Origin of the sequence: uncultured Dokdonia sp., from assembly GCF_947496725.1 — a bacterium.
Lineage (GTDB): Bacteria > Bacteroidota > Bacteroidia > Flavobacteriales > Flavobacteriaceae > Dokdonia.
On record NZ_CANMDS010000006.1, the window covers coordinates 1 to 17,805 of the forward strand.

Annotated in this window: 16 protein-coding genes and 2 tRNA genes; 6 read left to right on the plus strand and 12 right to left on the minus strand. The window is 39.1% G+C overall.

The genetic code is table 11. The features are described from left to right. Positions 1 to 2 precede the first annotated feature (2 nt). From Q0948_RS12750 to Q0948_RS12790, 9 genes are all read right to left on the minus strand, one after another. Positions 3 to 77, minus strand: a tRNA-Val gene (locus Q0948_RS12750). A gap of 35 nt (positions 78 to 112) precedes the next feature. Then, positions 113 to 187: transfer RNA gene (locus Q0948_RS12755), tRNA-Val, on the minus strand. Positions 188 to 294: 107 nt separating this feature from the next. Beyond that, positions 295 to 1,512 (minus strand): folylpolyglutamate synthase/dihydrofolate synthase family protein, encoded by a 1,218-nt coding sequence (locus Q0948_RS12760; protein WP_298353402.1) that lies wholly within the window; start codon positions 1,510 to 1,512, stop codon positions 295 to 297. 28 nt (positions 1,513 to 1,540) lie between these two features. Continuing rightward, positions 1,541 to 2,374 carry a hypothetical protein gene (locus Q0948_RS12765; protein ID WP_035325465.1) on the minus strand — a complete coding sequence of 278 codons (834 nt, stop codon included), beginning with the start codon at positions 2,372 to 2,374 and terminating at the stop codon, positions 1,541 to 1,543. A gap of 62 nt (positions 2,375 to 2,436) precedes the next feature. Beyond that, a complete protein-coding gene (locus tag Q0948_RS12770; protein WP_021778197.1) occupies positions 2,437 to 2,829 on the minus strand; it encodes a biopolymer transporter ExbD in 393 nt (130 codons plus the stop codon). A 1-nt stretch (position 2,830) separates the two neighbouring features. Further along, on the minus strand, positions 2,831 to 3,535 hold the full coding sequence (locus Q0948_RS12775) for a MotA/TolQ/ExbB proton channel family protein (RefSeq protein ID WP_021778196.1): 705 nt from the start codon (positions 3,533 to 3,535) through the stop codon (positions 2,831 to 2,833). Positions 3,536 to 3,594: 59 nt separating this feature from the next. Further along, positions 3,595 to 4,998 carry a sodium:proton antiporter NhaD gene (gene nhaD / locus Q0948_RS12780; protein ID WP_298353414.1) on the minus strand — a complete coding sequence of 468 codons (1,404 nt, stop codon included), beginning with the start codon at positions 4,996 to 4,998 and terminating at the stop codon, positions 3,595 to 3,597. Positions 4,999 to 5,044: 46 nt separating this feature from the next. Then, a complete protein-coding gene (locus Q0948_RS12785; RefSeq protein WP_298353417.1) occupies positions 5,045 to 6,277 on the minus strand; it encodes a Glu/Leu/Phe/Val dehydrogenase dimerization domain-containing protein in 1,233 nt (410 codons plus the stop codon). Between the two features lie 65 nt (positions 6,278 to 6,342). Continuing rightward, a complete protein-coding gene (locus Q0948_RS12790; protein ID WP_298353420.1) occupies positions 6,343 to 7,449 on the minus strand; it encodes an anhydro-N-acetylmuramic acid kinase in 1,107 nt (368 codons plus the stop codon). 84 nt (positions 7,450 to 7,533) lie between these two features. Between Q0948_RS12790 and Q0948_RS12795 the strand changes: the two genes are divergently transcribed. Then, complete coding sequence (locus Q0948_RS12795; RefSeq protein ID WP_021778192.1) at positions 7,534 to 8,676, plus strand: acyl-CoA dehydrogenase; 1,143 nt, start codon at positions 7,534 to 7,536, stop codon at positions 8,674 to 8,676. Positions 8,677 to 8,740: 64 nt separating this feature from the next. Here the strand turns inward: Q0948_RS12795 and Q0948_RS12800 are convergent, their stop codons facing one another. Genes Q0948_RS12800 through Q0948_RS12810 form a run of 3 tightly spaced genes read right to left on the minus strand, consistent with a single transcriptional unit; the run spans position 8,741 to position 12,814 of the window. Then, positions 8,741 to 9,550 carry a DNA/RNA non-specific endonuclease gene (locus tag Q0948_RS12800; RefSeq protein WP_298353424.1) on the minus strand — a complete coding sequence of 270 codons (810 nt, stop codon included), beginning with the start codon at positions 9,548 to 9,550 and terminating at the stop codon, positions 8,741 to 8,743. Between the two features lie 9 nt (positions 9,551 to 9,559). Beyond that, the gene (locus tag Q0948_RS12805) at positions 9,560 to 10,660 is read right to left on the minus strand and encodes an ABC transporter permease (protein ID WP_298353428.1); all 1,101 of its coding nucleotides are present in this window, start codon (positions 10,658 to 10,660) and stop codon (positions 9,560 to 9,562) included. Positions 10,661 to 10,663: 3 nt separating this feature from the next. Next, positions 10,664 to 12,814, minus strand: a complete 2,151-nt coding sequence (locus Q0948_RS12810; protein WP_298353431.1) for a carboxy terminal-processing peptidase — start codon at positions 12,812 to 12,814, stop codon at positions 10,664 to 10,666. Positions 12,815 to 12,961: 147 nt separating this feature from the next. On the opposite strand from Q0948_RS12810, the gene surE reads away from it, so the two are divergent. From surE to Q0948_RS12835, 5 genes are all read left to right on the plus strand, one after another. Next, positions 12,962 to 13,735, plus strand: a complete 774-nt coding sequence (surE, locus tag Q0948_RS12815; RefSeq protein ID WP_298353434.1) for a 5'/3'-nucleotidase SurE — start codon at positions 12,962 to 12,964, stop codon at positions 13,733 to 13,735. Between the two features lie 63 nt (positions 13,736 to 13,798). After that, entirely contained in the window at positions 13,799 to 14,086 is a 288-nt protein-coding gene (locus Q0948_RS12820) for a hypothetical protein (RefSeq protein ID WP_035325485.1), read from the plus strand. Beyond that, positions 14,086 to 15,207 carry a lipid-A-disaccharide synthase gene (gene lpxB, locus Q0948_RS12825; protein ID WP_298353441.1) on the plus strand — a complete coding sequence of 374 codons (1,122 nt, stop codon included), beginning with the start codon at positions 14,086 to 14,088 and terminating at the stop codon, positions 15,205 to 15,207. The genes Q0948_RS12820 and lpxB overlap by 1 nt, the downstream gene beginning before the upstream one ends. A 33-nt stretch (positions 15,208 to 15,240) precedes the next feature. Continuing rightward, positions 15,241 to 15,714 carry a C40 family peptidase gene (locus Q0948_RS12830; protein WP_298353444.1) on the plus strand — a complete coding sequence of 158 codons (474 nt, stop codon included), beginning with the start codon at positions 15,241 to 15,243 and terminating at the stop codon, positions 15,712 to 15,714. 62 nt (positions 15,715 to 15,776) lie between these two features. Next, a complete protein-coding gene (locus tag Q0948_RS12835) occupies positions 15,777 to 17,801 on the plus strand; it encodes a ComEC/Rec2 family competence protein (protein ID WP_298353447.1) in 2,025 nt (674 codons plus the stop codon). Positions 17,802 to 17,805 lie beyond the last annotated feature (4 nt).

Here is a 17,805-nt window from a genome sequence, read left to right on the forward strand (position 1 = left end):
TGTGGGCGCTAAGGGATTCGAACCCCTGACCCCTTGGGTGTAAACCAAGTGCTCTGAACCAACTGAGCTAAGCGCCCGATTATTTTTAGACAAGTTTATCGTTTCTTGTTTGTGGGCGCTAAGGGATTCGAACCCCTGACCCCTTGGGTGTAAACCAAGTGCTCTGAACCAACTGAGCTAAGCGCCCCGACTTATGTAGTCAAGTAACATTAAAAAGATAGCGTTGCCATTATTTCAATGCGGGTGCAAATATAGAATTAAAGTTTTATAGTGTAAAATCTTTTGCAATAAAAATTAAATTATTTCTGCTACGACAAAGGTGCTTCCGCCTATAAAAATAAGATCGCTGGTTCCCGCAACCTTTTTTGCGGCCTTAAATGCCTCTTTTACACTAGGATATGCTTTACCCTTAAGTCCTAAGCCTTCTGCTTCTTTTTTTAAGTGTTGTACCTCCATTCCTCTTGGCACGGCAGGTTTACAAAAGTAATAAGAGGCATATCCCGGAAATAATGGTAAAATGCTCTCTAAATCCTTATCTGAAACTACGCCAAGTACAATATGTAAATTCTTATAACGCTCCTTACCTAATTGATTCATCACATAAGTGAGCCCTTCCTTATTGTGCCCGGTATCGCAAATCACCTTTGGCTCTTCTTGCAATATTTGCCACCTTCCCTGGAGGCCCGTATTTTTTACCACATTCTTTAATCCCTTTGCAATATGCTGGATCCCTACGTGAAAACTCGCTCCTTGCAAAACAGAAAACGCTACTTGAACTGTACGTATGTTGTTTTTTTGATAATCTCCCACTAGGTCAGATTGCATAGGCATTAAGTCAAAATCATACGCTTTGTGAAGGGGTGCATTACGCTTTCGCGAAAGCGCACTAAAGACCTCCTCTGTCTCTTCATTAAACTCACCTATTACAACAGGGACATTCTCTTTAATAATACCTCCTTTCTCTGCGGCTATAAGCGGGATGGTATCACCCAAAAACTGCGTGTGATCCATACCAATATTTGTTATAACCGAAAGTACGGGTGTAATAATATTTGTGGCATCAAGCCTACCTCCTAAGCCTACCTCTATGATCGCAACATCCACTTCTTTTGTTGCAAAATATGAGAAGGCCATCCCTACAGTCATTTCAAAAAATGATAGTTGATGCTCTTCAAAAAAGGCTTTGTGCTTTTTTACAAACCCCATTACAAACTGCTTGCTACAAAGCTCACCGTTTATTTTTATGCGCTCTCTAAAGTCTTTAAGATGTGGTGAGGTATATAGCCCCACTTTATAACCTGCTTCTTGTAAAACAGATGCCATCATATGACTAGTAGATCCTTTACCGTTTGTGCCTGCTACGTGAACGGTTTTAAATGTGGTATGAGGATTACCTAGATGTGCTGCTAGAAGATTTATGTTACTTAGGTCTGCCTTGTATGCAGCAGCTCCCTTACGTTGATACATAGGTAGCTGGTTAAAAAGCCAGTCTAAGGTTTCTTGATATGTCATTGTGATATAAAGATAGGTGTTACAACGATTAGTCTGAGAGACTAAAGCGGTATACTATTTTTCCTATTTGTTTTGAAGGCGCTTTTGAGTCGGCATTAAATTTTGTGGCAAGTGCTGCTGCTTTTGCCGGCTCTAAGAGACAGCGTGTGTTATTTGTAGTGCCTCGCACTCCTGGCGTAGCTTTTATAACTTTACCGGTACGGTCTACCTCAATACTCACTACAACTACTCCTGACTCATTACACTCTTGCTGGCGTTTTGGTTTTCCTAGTGCTTTACGACCTCCTAGCTGGTAGTTACCATCACCATCTAGACCTCTTCCGGTACCATAATAACTAGATGCGTTAGGGTCTCCATTAGGATCCCCCTTATCTCCAGCTTGGTTATCATTACCTTCACCTCCTTGAGCTACACCATCCTTTTTAGGACCATTAATAAGCGCGTCTAGTGCACTTGTTGTAGACTTATCTGGTTTAGGATCTGGCTTTGCTTCTTCTACTGGTTTTTCTACCGGCTTTTCTTTTGGTTTCTCAACCTTAGGCTTTGGAGTTTCCTTTGGTTTTTTTTCTATAACCGGAGCATCTTCTGTGTCTTGCGTGACAACCTCATCCTTAATCTCTGGTTCTGGTGGAGTGGGCTCTGGTTGTGGTGCTGTATTTTTTGGTGCAGATGCCACAGGTTTTGTAGGCTGTACATTACCAGAACCTACACTAGAGGTTCCAAAGTTTACGGCTATACCCCCTTCTTCTGGCGGGTCCATATAGTTCATACCCACCATAAACATAAGCAATAATATAATCGCCATAATAATACTACTTATGGTGAAAGATTTGCGTTTATGTATGGTATCTAGGTATGCCAAGGTATATTTATTTAAGAGTGTAATTACGCTTTCGCGAAAGCGTACCAAAAACCATTTATCAATTAGTTAGGCCTTACCGCTAGTACAATTTTATACTTATTACGGTTTGCGATATCCATAATCTTTACGGCATTTTCTATAGGCACTCCTTCTTCTGCTCTTAGTATAATGGTAGGTTCTTCTACTCCAGCTAGCTCGCTATTGATAAAGCCTTCTATACCGTTTTCTGTCACACGCTCCTTGTTTACATAATAGTCAAGGTCTTTTGTGATGCTTACAGATAGGTTTTGCTTGTTACTGGTTTTTCCTTTTGCTTTAGGCAAAATAAGGTCTAGGGCATCTGGCGTGATAGCTGGTGAGGTTAACAGAAAGAATACAAGTAGTAAAAAGACAATGTCTGTCATACTACTCATACTGAACTCTGGGCTCACTTTATTTCTTCCGCGCAGATTCATACTAGCTAGGCTCGTTTAATAGGTCTAAGAAATCTACCGCATTTGCCTCCATAGAGTGTACTACTTTATCTGTACGCACTACAAGGTGGTTATATCCCATATAAGCAATAATACCCACAATAAGGCCAGCAACTGTAGTGGTCATCGCGGTATAAATACCCTCTGCAAGGGTACCCATCTCTGCTTGTCCAGAACTTGTTGCTAGTGTATGAAAGGCAAGTACCATACCTATTACAGTCCCTAAGAACCCAATCATAGGAGCTGCTCCCGCTATGGTAGCAAGTACACTCACATTGCGCTCTAGTTTATAGACTTCTAGTTTTCCTTGATTTTCTATAGCTGTATTAATATCCTCAAGAGGGCTTCCTATACGAGAGATTCCCTTTGCGGTTAATCTAGATACAGGAGAGTTAGCCTGAGCACAGTATATTTTTGCTCCTTCTATGTTACCAGAAGCGACATTATCTCTTATTTGATTCATAAAATTACCATCTACTTTTGAGGCTGCTTTTATAGCAAAGAGTCTTTCAAAGTATATATAGATAGCCACAAAAAGTAGTACAAATAGAACGGCAATAATGATGATCCCCGCTGTACCTCCAGTTAAGAGCAAATCTATGATAGATAATGTCTTCTCTACGGGCTCGTCTGTAGCAAGTATATCTGCCGCATCTTGAGCTCCGTCTTGAATAAGTGTATTAAGCATATGTTTATTAATTGAGGCTTTAGAATGAAACGAACGTTATTTTAGAAAATTGCCTAGACTTAAGCACCCATAGTTCCTCCTGTAAGAAGAACAAAGGCAACAGCTCCCGCAGCAAACCCTACAAAGGCTAACCACGTGATCTTTTTAAGGTACCAGATAAAATCTATCTTTTCCATTCCCATAGCTGCAACTCCTGCTGCAGAACCTATGATAAGCATACTTCCTCCTGTTCCGGCAGAGTATGCAATAAAGTGCCATAGTAAACTGTCTGTCTCTGCAGTATACATACCCATAGAGGCAGCCACTAGTGGCACGTTATCAATAATAGCAGATAGAATACCAAGTATTACTACCACAACATCTTGATTAGGTACCGCTCCATTAAGAATCTCTGCAACATAACGCAATGTTCCCACTGGATCACCAGCTTCAGACACACCATATACAAGACTTTCAAGTCCTGCTACTGCCATTAATATTCCTAAAAAGAAAAGGATACTTGAAATCTCGATACGAGAAAGTGCTTTGTGAGCACTGTATAAGTGCTTACGCTCTTTTGTAAAGTCTTCTTCTGGGTGAATGTACTCAGATACTAACCACACTACACCTAGTGCGAGCATCATCCCCATATAAGGAGGTAAGTGCGTTATAGTTTTAAAAATAGGCACAGATACAATCATACCTAGTCCTAAGAAGAGCATTGTCTTACTACTTAATAATCTTCCTGCTTCTTCATCTTCTTGTGTATCTACAATTATATCGCCTTTAAAAGCTGGTAAGTATGTTGCAATAAAGAATGGTATAACAAAACAAATTACAGATGGTATGATTACAAACTTGATAAGTCCCATTGCTGTAACATTATCTGCAATCCAAAGCATTGTAGTAGTAACGTCCCCAATAGGTGACCAAGCTCCTCCAGCATTTGCAGCAATTACTACCATTGCAGCAAACCATAGACGTTGATCTCTACTTACAATAAGCTTACGTAATAAGGTTATAAGTACGATTGTAGCCGTAAGGTTATCTATTATAGCAGAAAGGATGAATGCTAGTATCCCTATAATCCATAATAACTTCTTCTTACTACGAGTTCTTACAGCTCCTTTAAGAACTTCAAAACCTCTGTGAAGATCTATAATCTCAACAATGGTCATCGCCCCTATAAGGAAGATAAGTATCTCTGCTGTTTTACCTAAGTGGTGCAAAAGTGTGTTGTCAAAACCGTGCTCTGCATCGTGCAAGGCATCTCCCGTAAGAGGCACCCCATTAGGAAACAAGCTATAAGCTTGCTCATAGGTATCTATTACGTCAAACCAGCCTAGGTGAAAACCTACTGCTAGAAATGCCCAGATAAGTGATGCCATAATAAGTGCAGGCACTGTTTTATCAAGTTTAAGAGGATGCTCAAGGGTTATAGAAAGGTACCCGATAATAAAAATGAGAATAATTACTGATTCCATATGTATATAAAGTTGGTGTGATTATTACATCTTACAGATGCAAGTATTAAAGTAATTCTTTTAATGCAATTTCAAAAGCTGTCTTGCTTATATTTTGTTTTGAACTGTTATTCTGATACGTATTTTCTATAGCATTACGTATAGTTTGTGATGTATCGTTAAAGATTGCATCATCTGTCATTTGCACCCGGCGCTCCATAAAGTATGCAAATACTCTTGCCATACCACAGTTTGAAATAAAGTCTGGTATAAGACTCACCTTTGCGTCTGTATGCTCCATTATAGGTCCAAAGAAAATTTCTTTATCTGCAAACGGTACGTTTGCTCCACAAGAAATAACTTCCAGCCCCGTATCTATCATTCTATTAATTTGATCTTCTGTAATAAGACGAGAAGCTGCACAAGGAGCAAAAATCTCTGTCTCAAGATTCCATATCTCCTCGTTCATTTGTGAGAATGGTATCAACCCTTCTGTAGAAGCGTTAAGTGTATTACCTGTTTTATTAAGATACATATCTCGTATCTCCTCAAAAGTAAAACCGTCTTTGTTTATAAAACCTCCTACAATATCTATAATACCCACTATTTTTGCACCCATTTGCGCTAGATAGTAAGCAGCTGCTGCGCCTACGTTTCCAAAACCTTGTACCACGGCACGCTTACCCTTTACATCTCCTCCATAAATATCATAATAGTGACGTACTGCCTCTGCTACACCGTAGCCAGTAATCATATCTGCTACAGTATACTTGCGTGTTACATCTGGAGAAAATGACGGATTTTCTATCACCTTTATGACTCCTTGTCTAAGTTGTCCTATACGGTTAATCTTATCTGCCTCTGTAGGTTGAAAGTGCCCAGTAAAAACACCTTCTTGAGGATGCCATACGCCACTCTCTTCTGTAATAGGTATTACCTCGTGTATCTCGTCTACATTAAGATCACCTCCCGTACCATAATAACTTTTAAGTAGTGGTGACACGGCTTTATACCAGCGCTCTAAGACTCCTTTCTTACGAGGATCTTTTGGGTCAAAGTTAATTCCTGACTTTGCTCCACCAATAGCTGGACCAGAGACTGTAAACTTAACCTCCATAGTTTTGGCTAGAGAAAGGACTTCATTTTTATCTAGTCCTACACGCATACGTGTACCACCACCAGCGGCACCTCCTCTTAAAGAGTTAATAACTACCCACCCCTCTGCTTCGGTTTCTGGGTCGTTCCAGTGAAAAACAATCTCTGGTGACTTATCTTCGTATCGCTGTAAAAGCTCTCTCATATATTTAGTTAAGTAAGCCCCAAATATACAAACTTGAATCACCTTCTAGAAGAAGTGTTCATAAATTAAGAATCATATAACATTCCGCTAGAGTGGTCTTGTGATGCTCCTGTGACACTTGCAAGGCAATTAGGAAGCCCTTCAAGCCTTAAAATCCCTAATAAACCAAAAACGAGAGCCTCTTTAAATTCAATAAGTTGCGCATCTGGCACTACAAGATTTAACACAGCTCCCTTGACCTTATTTGCTTTATACTGAGCTTGCACACGGGATAACAAATAGCTATTGTAAGCTCCTCCTCCGGTGACTAAAACTGAGGTGTTTTCTTTAAACTGAGTCGCAATTTGCACAGCAATATGCTCTGTAAACGTCGCCAGCACATCTATATCAGAGATTTTATAAGATTCAATTATTGGGAATACTTGTTCGTGCACCCACTCTATCCCCAGAGATTTTGGAGCTGGAGAGCCATAATATGGTAAGCTATTCAGTTCCTTTAATAAGGGAGCGTGTACGGTTCCCGCTTTCGCGAAAGCGCCCCCATCATCATACGGCTTACCCAACTTATCAGCATATTTATTGAGCACAACATTAACTGGACAAATATCATACGCCAGCCGAACTCCATTTTCCTCAGTCGAAACATTTGCAAATCCACCAAGATTGAGACAATAATCATATGTACCAAACAACAGCTTATCTCCTATAGGAACAAGCGGTGCGCCTTGCCCACCTAGCGCTACATCTTGCACCCTGAAGTCGCAAACCACTTTATGACTAAGCAACTGAGCAAGTTCCGGAAGATTACCTATCTGTAAAGTAAAACCATCTTGTGGCTGGTGTAATATAGTATGGCCGTGAGAACATATCGCATCAATATCCTTTATATGATGCTGGGCTATAAAGGCGTTTATAACTTGAGCTAAATACTGGGTGTATGATTTATTTATAGCTGTTAACTCGTCTATAGACAGTATATGTGCAGTACGAAGCTTACTCTCCCACAAGTCTGTATAGGCAATTGTTTCTGCATTAATTATCTGAGCATCAAAAACCGGATAGGCTTCTCCAGATATTTGCGGTGACATACTAATTTTAATAAGCGCACAGTCTATTCCATCTAAGCTGGTACCGCTCATCACACCTATAACGTTATAGTTTTTTTGTTCCATCACCCTAAATCTATTGAGAAAAGCACAAGAAACAAGTATATTTGTAGAGATTTTTTACACAATCCTTAATATTTAAAATTGACTATGGATTTTAGCTTAACAGAAGAACACCTTATGATACGCGACGCTGCTCGCGATTTTGCACGTACAGAATTACTAGACGGAGTAATAGAAAGAGATAACATACAACAGTTTCCTGCAGAACTTGTAAAGAAAATGGGTGACCTAGGCTTTATGGGTATTATGGTTGATCCAAAATATGGAGGAAGTGGAATGGATGCGATTTCATATGTTCTTATTATGGAAGAGCTATCTAAGATAGATGCCTCTGCGTCTGTAATTGTTTCTGTAAATAACTCATTAGTTTGTTATGGTCTTGAAACTTATGGGTCTGAAGAGCAAAAACAAAAATACCTTACTAAGCTTGCTACAGGTGAGATGGTAGGTGCTTTTTGTCTTTCTGAGCCAGAAGCTGGATCTGATGCAACTTCACAAGCTACTACAGCAATAGATAAAGGAGATCACTACGTACTTAATGGTACAAAAAACTGGATTACAAATGGAGGACGCTCTGACGTGTATCTTGTAATCGCTCAAACTGATAGAGAAAAAGGTCACCGCGGTATCAACGCTTTTATAGTTGAGAAAGGGATGGAAGGTTTTGAAGTAGGACCTAAAGAAGACAAACTAGGTATACGTGGTAGTGACACGCACACACTACAGTTTAATGACGTAAAAGTACCTAAGGAAAATAGAATAGGTGAAGACGGGTTTGGTTTCAAATTTGCAATGAAAACACTTTCTGGAGGACGTATAGGTATTGCTGCACAGGCACTAGGTATTGCTTCTGGAGCATACGAGCTTGCTCTTAAATATTCTAAAGAGCGTAAAGCCTTTGGTACAGAGATTTGTAACCACCAAGCTATCGCTTTTAAACTTGCAGATATGTACGTTGAGATAGAAGCTGCACGTCACCTAGTGATGAAAGCCGCTTGGGATAAAGATCAAGGTAACAACTATGATCAATCAAGCGCTATGGCAAAACTTTATGCATCAAAGGTTGCAATGGAGCAAACAGTAGAAGCTGTACAAATACACGGTGGTAACGGTTTTGTAAAAGAATACCACGTAGAGCGATTAATGCGTGACGCAAAAATCACTCAGATATATGAAGGAACTAGTGAGATTCAAAAAATTGTAATCTCTAGAAGTCTTATAAAAGGATAATCACTTATCTCTTTATAAATAAAAAAAAGCGGCCTAGTGCCGCTTTTTTTATTTTATACTTTAGTTATCTAAGCTTCCAGCCCTTAGTACTCGTGCTGCCCTCTAGCCTATCTTCTACACTATCTTCAAGTTCTGGAAAGAAGTCTATACCGGTAAGCTTTTCTATCTGATCTACAGAGGTAACAAATGTTTTAAGAGACTTATTTGATGCTTTGTGATTCATTAAAAAGGCAATCATTTTTGCATCCCCTCCAGATTGATCATAAACAATTTTATAAAATGATTCTGGCACGGTAACTCCTTCTGTGCCTATGGCGCCCATCTTATCTTTTAGCACACCACCTGTCACTACATAAACTCCATCATACTTCTTTGCCCAGTAACGCACTTGCTGCTCAAGTTCATTCCAGATACCAGCATTAAAATCGTGCCTTTGCGGACTAATATTACTTGTCAAAAAAGTTTCTTCATAGGCCGCTTTACTAAACTCCCTATCACCTGCTGGGCACAAATGCCCACGATCATATCCAGATTTTTTATAATTACGCCAGTGTGCAGACTCCGTCTCCACTTGAGGGTCTACCTCAAAATAAGGACGTTTAAAGTCATTATTTACAATATGGCTTTTTTTAAGTTCGTACGCCACCCACTCTGCTTGTTCATCTCTCTCACTATAACTGAGCGAGTAATAATTATGGTGAACCACCTGCCCCGTGGTAGATGTAGGTAAAAAGTAGGTGTTTGTAGTTGCCTTAGGCTGTCTGCCCTGCTCTATCATAGGAGCATCTACAGCCTTGTTTGCATAGTTTTCAAATACGTACCAAGCAAGTGTAAAAACAATAACTAGTAACGGATAGGTGTATTTTCTTTTCATTAATAAATTCTAATTTTTCACATCTAGTGCATCCCTTAGAGCATTACCTACAAGCATAAACGCCATTACAAGTAACATTATCGCAATACCAGGGATGATGGCAAGATACGGCTTCCCGAGGATGATATAACTATAGTGATCTTTAATCATAGCTCCCCAGCTGGGTGTAGGTGGTTGTGCTCCTATACCTAAAAAACTCAATCCGCTTTCTATAAGGATAGCTCCTGCAAAGTTTGCTGCCGAAATCACTATAAGCGGCGCTATAACATTAGGTAAAATATGCTTTACTATGATACGCCCATCTGTATACCCTAGTGCTCTTGCCGCTGTAACATATTGCATTTGTTTTACTCCCATCACCTGTCCTCGCACAACACGAGCCACCTCAACCCACATTGTAAGCCCTACTGCGATAAAAACTTGCCAGTACCCCTTACCTAGCGCAAGTGTAATTGCAATAACAAGAAGCAAGGTTGGGATAGACCAAGTCACATTAATAATCCACATAATAGCGGCATCTACTTTTCCGCCAAAATAACCTGCTAGCGACCCCATAAAGAGGCCTATAATAAGTGATATAAAAACTGCTACAAATCCTATAGAAAAAGATATTCTCGCACCTATGAGCATCCTACTCAAAAGATCTCGACCGTACTTATCTGTCCCTAGTATAAATGTACGTGGTGATATGTACGCTTTCGCGAAAGCGTTATAATCTTCAACCCCATTTACAGTAACTTTTTTTGGTAAACCCACCACTCCGTCACTCATATACGGGGTATATGTGATACCATCGTTCTCTAAATTGTAATCTGCTATAGGTATTTCTGTGTCTGAATTATAACTACCCGAAAACCATCTAGAAATAAATGATTGCTCTACCTTTAAATCACTTGGAATTGTGAGGATATCTACCGTAAAGCCGGGTGATTGTGAGTGGATAGAGAGGTGCATCTGGTTTGCATTCTCACTACTATCTGGAGCGATTACATAAGCAAATAAAGCAGCTAGGCCGCATAGTACAATGTACACCAAACTCAAAACGCCCCAAAAATTTCTTTTAAATTTTTGGAGCGCTAGGCTTGTTAATGAGTTTGCTCTTTGCGACATCTATTAATCCTTAATAGTCACAAGCTTATCTCTTCTAATATTGTTGATTTTTAAATCATTAAGCACATTAAGCGCTTCTTCTACATAAGCATCTTTTGCTAAATTTTTATGCCAGCGCTCACGCTTTTCTTGAAGGATGGTATCCTTTTTAAAGAGTTGCTGCTCATAAGGCAGTGAGTTATAAGTAAGCTCTGTGTCATAATCATCTATAGAATCAAACTTCTTTGCAAAAGCTTCGCTTTTTGCAAGTCTAGCTTTGTACTTATCATAGTTAAGTGACCATTCTTTGTCATCACGGCGCTCCTTGATCCATTTTGCATACTCATCTACTAGTTGTAAATGCTCGCTTTTAGACATACGTTGCTTACTGTTTTCTATAGTTTGCTCAAAGTCTACATAACCATCCCACACATCATAATCTGCAGCTTTAATTTTATCCCAAGGCAAAGGGTTTTCTTGATCGCGCTCACCTATATCTACATATTTAAAACGGTCTGGAACAACTACATCACTCTTTACTCCTTCTAGTTGTGTTGAACCTCCGTTTACTCTATAAAATTTTTGAGTTGTAAGTTTTAAAGCTCCTAGATCTCCATATGGGTTTTTACGCAAGTAAGAATTAAGGTCTGCTACGTTTTGCACAGTTCCTTTACCATATGTTTGTTTCCCTCCTATGATGATGGCTCTTTTATAATCTTGCATTGCTGCTGCAAGTATCTCACTGGCAGATGCAGATATCTCGTTTACTAAAATCACGAGAGGTCCATCCCACAATACAGAAGAGTCTCTATCTTCTAGCACCTCTGGTTCATCACCGTTAGATGCAACCTGCACAATAGGTCCATCTTTTATAAACAAGCCAGCTATATCTACGACAGTTTTAAGCGATCCTCCACCGTTGTTTCTAAGATCTATTACAAGTCCCTCTACACCCTCTTCTTTAAGGCGTTCTATCTCCTTCTTTACATCACTTGCAGCATTCTTCTCTTTGTAATCATCCATTGTAAAGTAGAACTTAGGCAAGTTTACAATACCGTATCTCTTACCATCCTTAACCACCTCTGCAGATTTTGCATAGGTTTCTTCTAGCTCTACAATATCACGCTCTATTGTAATATCTTTTGTACTACCATCTAGCTTAGTCTTTACCGTAAGGATTACTTTAGTTCCCTTTGGGCCCTTTATAAACTCTATGGCATCTTGAAGACGCATCCCTACAATGCTCAAGGCATCTTTCTCATCTTCTTGACGTACCTTCATAATAATATCACCCTCACGCAGCTCATCACCTCTCCAGGCTGGACCACCAGAAATAATATCTGTGATACGTACTTCTCCACCTTTCTTTTGTAGTCTAGCCCCAATACCTTGAAACTGACCACTCATTTGTGTATCAAAACGATCTTTTGCTACTGGAGCAAAATAGTAGGTGTGAGGATCAAACTCTTCTACTATTGCATTTAAGAAAATTGCAAACCAATCTTTGCGCTCAAGCTCTAATGTAAATTCAAAAAACTCTTTTGTATTATCTGCTACTTCTTCTCTAGCTTTTGTCTCTAGTTCTTGGTTAGAAAGAATTTCTTTAGGCTCTTTTGCTTCTTTATCATCTTCTTCATCTACCTTTTCTTGATCTTCTCTTAAATCATAGTAAGAGCTAAGCGCATTAAGCTTGAGTTGCTGTCTCCATCTATTTTTAAGCTCTTTTTTATTTTTTGCAAAAGGTTGCTTTTCATACTCTGTATTGAGAATCTCTTCCTTCTCAAAGTCAAAAGGTTTTTTAAGTAACTCTTCTTGTATTTTATTTGCCTCCTCTGTACGTTCTATAAGACGGTTGTAAGTAAGATCAAAGAAAGATAAATCTTTATCTCGTATCGCATCGTCTATTTGAGTTTTATACTTTTCAAACTCTTCTATATCCTTTTTGTAGAAAAAACGACGGTACGGATCTAGTGCGTCTATGTAATCATCAAATACATTTGCAGAAAACTCATCGTTTATATCTTTTGCATCATAATGACCTCGCTCAAGCAAGTAAGCAATAAGGTCTAGCAATGTTTTATCTTTATCTGGATCGTCAAACGACTTTGTCGTAAAACTGCAACTCGCAACCGAAAACAATAGTACCAGTGCGATTAATTTTAAATTCCTCTTCATAAAATTCAGTATTTTCATGTAACTAGCAATGTACATTAAAAATTGTGCCACAAAAAGAGCGGTGGTCGTAATCTTTTGTTAAACCCCTCTAGTGCTCATATTAATGTACAATTTACGTATTTTCGTGTATAGAACACAACTCCTGCTATGAACAAAAAACCACTTATACTTATTACTAATGATGATGGCATCACAGCACCGGGTATACGCAACCTTATAGAGGTTATGCTCAACATAGGTGATGTTGTTGTAGTTGCTCCAGATAGCCCACAAAGCGGTATGGGTCACGCCATTACCATAAACGACACTCTCTACTGCGACCCAGTAAAGCTAGATCCAGATGCTACACACAAAGAATACACTTGTTCTGGAACTCCTGCAGATTGTGTAAAACTTGCAAACCAGCAAATTCTCACTCGCAAACCAGACATTTGTGTAAGCGGCATTAATCACGGCAGTAACTCAAGTATTAATGTTATATACAGCGGCACAATGAGCGCGGCAGTAGAGGCCGGTGTAGAAGGCATCCCAGCCATAGGATTCTCCTTACTAGATTATAGCCACGATGCAGATTTTGAACCTGCAAAGAAATATGTAGAACGCATCACAAGACAAGTTCTCAAAAACGGCTTACCTAAAGGTATCGTACTCAATGTAAACATCCCAAAATTACCTGCAGATCAAATTAAAGGCACCAAAGTGTGTCGCCAGGCAAAAGCACAATGGGTAGAAGATTTTGACAAGCGCACAAACCCTATGGGAAGAGACTATTACTGGCTTACAGGAGAGTTTGTAAATCAAGACAAAGGTGAAGACACAGATGAGTGGGCATTATCACAAGGTTATGTTTCTATCGTACCCGTACAGTTTGATCTTACTGCACATCACTTTATTCAAGAACTTAATGAGTGGGAAGGATAGTAATTACGCTTTCGCGAAAGCGCATCTATCCCCTTTAAAACTTTTCGCGAAAGCGGAAGAATTATGAAAAAAGATATTCTCATAGGCATTATTATAGGACTACTAGCAAACACCATAGGCGTTCTTATTTTTTCCTTTTACATAGGCACAACTCAAGATCGCACTCTTACTAATGTATTACAAACTGCCCTGGCAGAGGGAAGACTTGGTAAAATTATAGCGATAGGTGCCGTTCTTAATCTAGTAGCATTTTTTGGACTACTTAGACAAGGACAAGATGCACGAGCAAGAGGAGTACTCCTTATGACCATCGCTATGGCTTTTGTGACAATGATATTAATGTTTAGCTAATGAAGTATTACATTCTTGCCGGTGAGGCTAGCGGAGATTTGCACGGTTCAAATCTTATGAAAGCCTTGTATAAACAAGATCCTGAGGCAGAGATACGCTTCTGGGGTGGTGAACTTATGCAAGAGGTGGGCGGTACTCTAGTCACACACTATAAAGAAAGAGCCTTTATGGGCTTTATGGAGGTGATTACCAACCTCCGTAAAATTAGTGGACTTATAAAAGAATGTAAAAGAGACATTGCTAGATTTGAGCCAGATGCACTTATTCTTATAGATAACAGCGGTTTTAACCTACGTATAGCAGAGTGGGCACACCCACTAGGTGTCATTACACATTATTATATAAGCCCTCAAGTGTGGGCATCACGATCTGGTCGTGTAAAAAAAATTAAGGCCTGTGTAGATCATATGTATGTCATTTTACCATTTGTAAAAGATTTTTATGACACATATGATTATGATGTAAACTTTGTAGGACACCCACTACTTGATGCTGTGGCAAACAGAGAGCAAGCAGATGCTGTGGCATTTGCACAAGAGCATAATCTTGATGAACGCCCTATGATCGCCCTACTTCCCGGTAGCCGCACACAAGAAATTAATGCGATGCTGGAGGTGATGCTTAGTGTTATACCTAACTATCCAGACTATCAATTTGTGATTGCAGGCGCGCCTAGCCAAGAAGCCACTTTTTACGAGTCATTTTTAAAAAATCACGATGTACAACTTGTGATGAATAAAACCTATGACATACTAAGCTTTGCAAACGCTGCACTTATCACTTCTGGTACCGCGACACTTGAGGCTGCAATATTTAAAGTACCCCAAGTGGTTTGTTATAAGGCAAATGCGGTTTCTTATAGTATTGCAAAACGTATTATAAAAACCAAATACATCTCACTTGTAAATCTTATTATGGACAGAGAAGTCGTAAAAGAACTTATACAAGGTGACCTCAACACAAAAAACCTAAAGCACGAGCTAGACAAGATTACAAACGACTCTTATAGAGAGCAACTGTTTACAGACTATTTTGAACTAGAGAAAAAACTGGGTGGTGCTGGTGCTAGTGATAAAACTGCAAAACTTATTGTAGATATCACAAATAGCGAAAACAACTAACTAATAAGATCACTCCAAATCTCATAGCTACTTATGAAACAGTTTCTTGCCGTATTATCTCTACTACTATTACTTACCTCTTGTGGTAGTTCAAAAAGAACCACAGTAAAAGACATAAGCACTACAAAAACAGAGCGCATTATAAAGCAGGCGCAAGCATTTTCTGGCACTCGTTATAAATTTGGTGGGACTACGCGCAAGGGTATGGATTGCTCTGGTCTTATATATGTTGCTTTTCAAAAAGAAAACATTGTTTTGCCTAGAGTGTCAAGAGATATGGCACAACGAGGCAAACCCGTAAAAAATAAAGATATTGACACAGGTGATCTCTTATTTTTTAGAACTTCAAAAAGTAGTAAACGTATAAACCACGTAGGCCTAGTAACAAAGGTAGATGGCGATGATATCTATTTTATACACGCCACAACCTCAAAAGGAGTACTTACCTCAAATCTTAATGAGCGTTACTGGAATCGTGCTTATGTAATGGCGAGACGTGTTCTGTAAAACATAATTTACTATCTTTCAGATAATTAATACTTGTAAAAAGCGAGTATTTATAGTTATCTGTGAGAAAATTAAATATTCCTATTTTAACGCTACTCATATCTATCACCATAGGTATAGTATTGTATGACTACCTTAAGACCCCAGCTATTACAGTCTGGGTTTGCTCAATACTCTTATCTCTTACTGGAGTCTTACTTAATACATATAGCAGTAAAAAAATCATAGGCTCAGCACTCTTTATGTGCTGTACTTCTGCAATATTTATCACCATAGGTTATCTATCTAGAACTTATACTGATGATACCCTCTCACAGAATCATTATACACATACTAACACAGAGGGTTCACACACGCTACTTGTCAAAATAAATAGGGAATTAAAACCTACGTTGTATCAACATAAGTACCTAGTAGAACTCAAAGGAATAGATAGCACTATTACTACTGGTAAATTACTTCTCAACATTTATAAAGACTCTGCAACCATATTACCCAAAACTGGAGAATGGTGGTATGCAAGAACTGCTCTGTTGCCTGTACCCCATCCCAAAAATCCGTATCAGTTTGATTATGGTGCTTATCTCAATAAGCAACAAATATACAGACAGGTTTCTGCAAAGCCTCAAGAAATGTTGCGCGCTAGTATGGATACGTATGATATGGGTGTGTGGGCGTCACGCTTTCGCGAAAGCGTAAAAAAGTCCCTTCACCACCAATCTTTTACACCAAGACAACTTGCAGTCATTAAAGCGCTCGTACTAGGCCAAAGACAGGGTATAGATAAAGAGATGAGTTCTCAGTATGCCGCAGCAGGTATGATGCACATACTCGCCGTGTCTGGACTGCACGTAGGTGTAATTTTACTTATACTAAGATTCTTATTTGGTTTTATAAAATGGCGGCAACTGCAATGGGTAAAATCACTACTCATTATCTCACTCATCTGGAGCTTTGCCATTATTACTGGCTTATCACCATCTGTGCTAAGAGCTGCAACTATGTTTAGCTTTCTTGAGGTAGGTGAGCTTCTGGGCGGAAAAAGAAAGTCGCAAGATGCTGTGCTAGCTTCTGCTATATTCTTACTTCTACTCGACCCGCTGCTTATCTACCAGGTGGGGTTTCAGCTCAGTTATCAAGCTGTGATAGCGATTTTATGGGTGCAACCTTGGCTAGCCAGTTTCTGGTCTCCAGAGGTGTTTATATTAAGAAAACTACGGGACGTGGTATCTGTAACTATTGCAGCACAACTAGGTGTTATGCCACTTAGCCTCTTTTACTTTCATCAGTTTCCTGGGTTATTTATTATTTCTAATGTTTTAATTATTCCGTTTTTAGGTCTCATACTAGGCGGTGGCTTGCTTGTGTGTTTTCTGAGCGTCACAGACCTTCTACCAGAGTTTATAGCACAAACTTATGGAGGTATTATAGATGTAATGAATAATTATATAGCTTGGGTGGCAGGACAAGAAGATTTTGTGGCTAGACATATAAGTGTGTCTGCAACACTTATGATACTCGTTTATATGTTTATGATTACTACACTCCTTTTGTGTATGAAATATTCAAAACGCAGACTTATTGTTGCTAGCCTAGCAACCATAATTTTGACAGGTTTTATCGTGTTAGAAATTAATCAACCTGCTTCTCAACACCTGGCAATACTTAATAGAAGCGCTTCAACAACACTTACTCAACTACAAGAAAAGCAACTTACGGTGTTTAATAATGACTCCCTATATCTCACCCACACAGATAGTAGAGTAAAGGCATATCAAGATGCTCTCAAAATAGATACCGTTGTGCAGAAGTCTCACGGAAATTATTTTCGCTTTAAGCGAAAAGAAATACTTATTGTAGATAGTTTGAGCATATACAATCTTGAAGAGGCAAATCCAGATTATGTGATACTCACGCACTCGCCAAAAGTTAATATGAATAGACTCATCGAGCGATACCCTAACTGTACAATTATTGCAGACGGGTCTAATTATCACAGTTATGTATCCCGATGGAAAGCGACTTGTACAAAACAAAAAATCCCTTTCCATAGCACGTATGAAAAGGGAGCTTTTATAATAGATTGAGTAA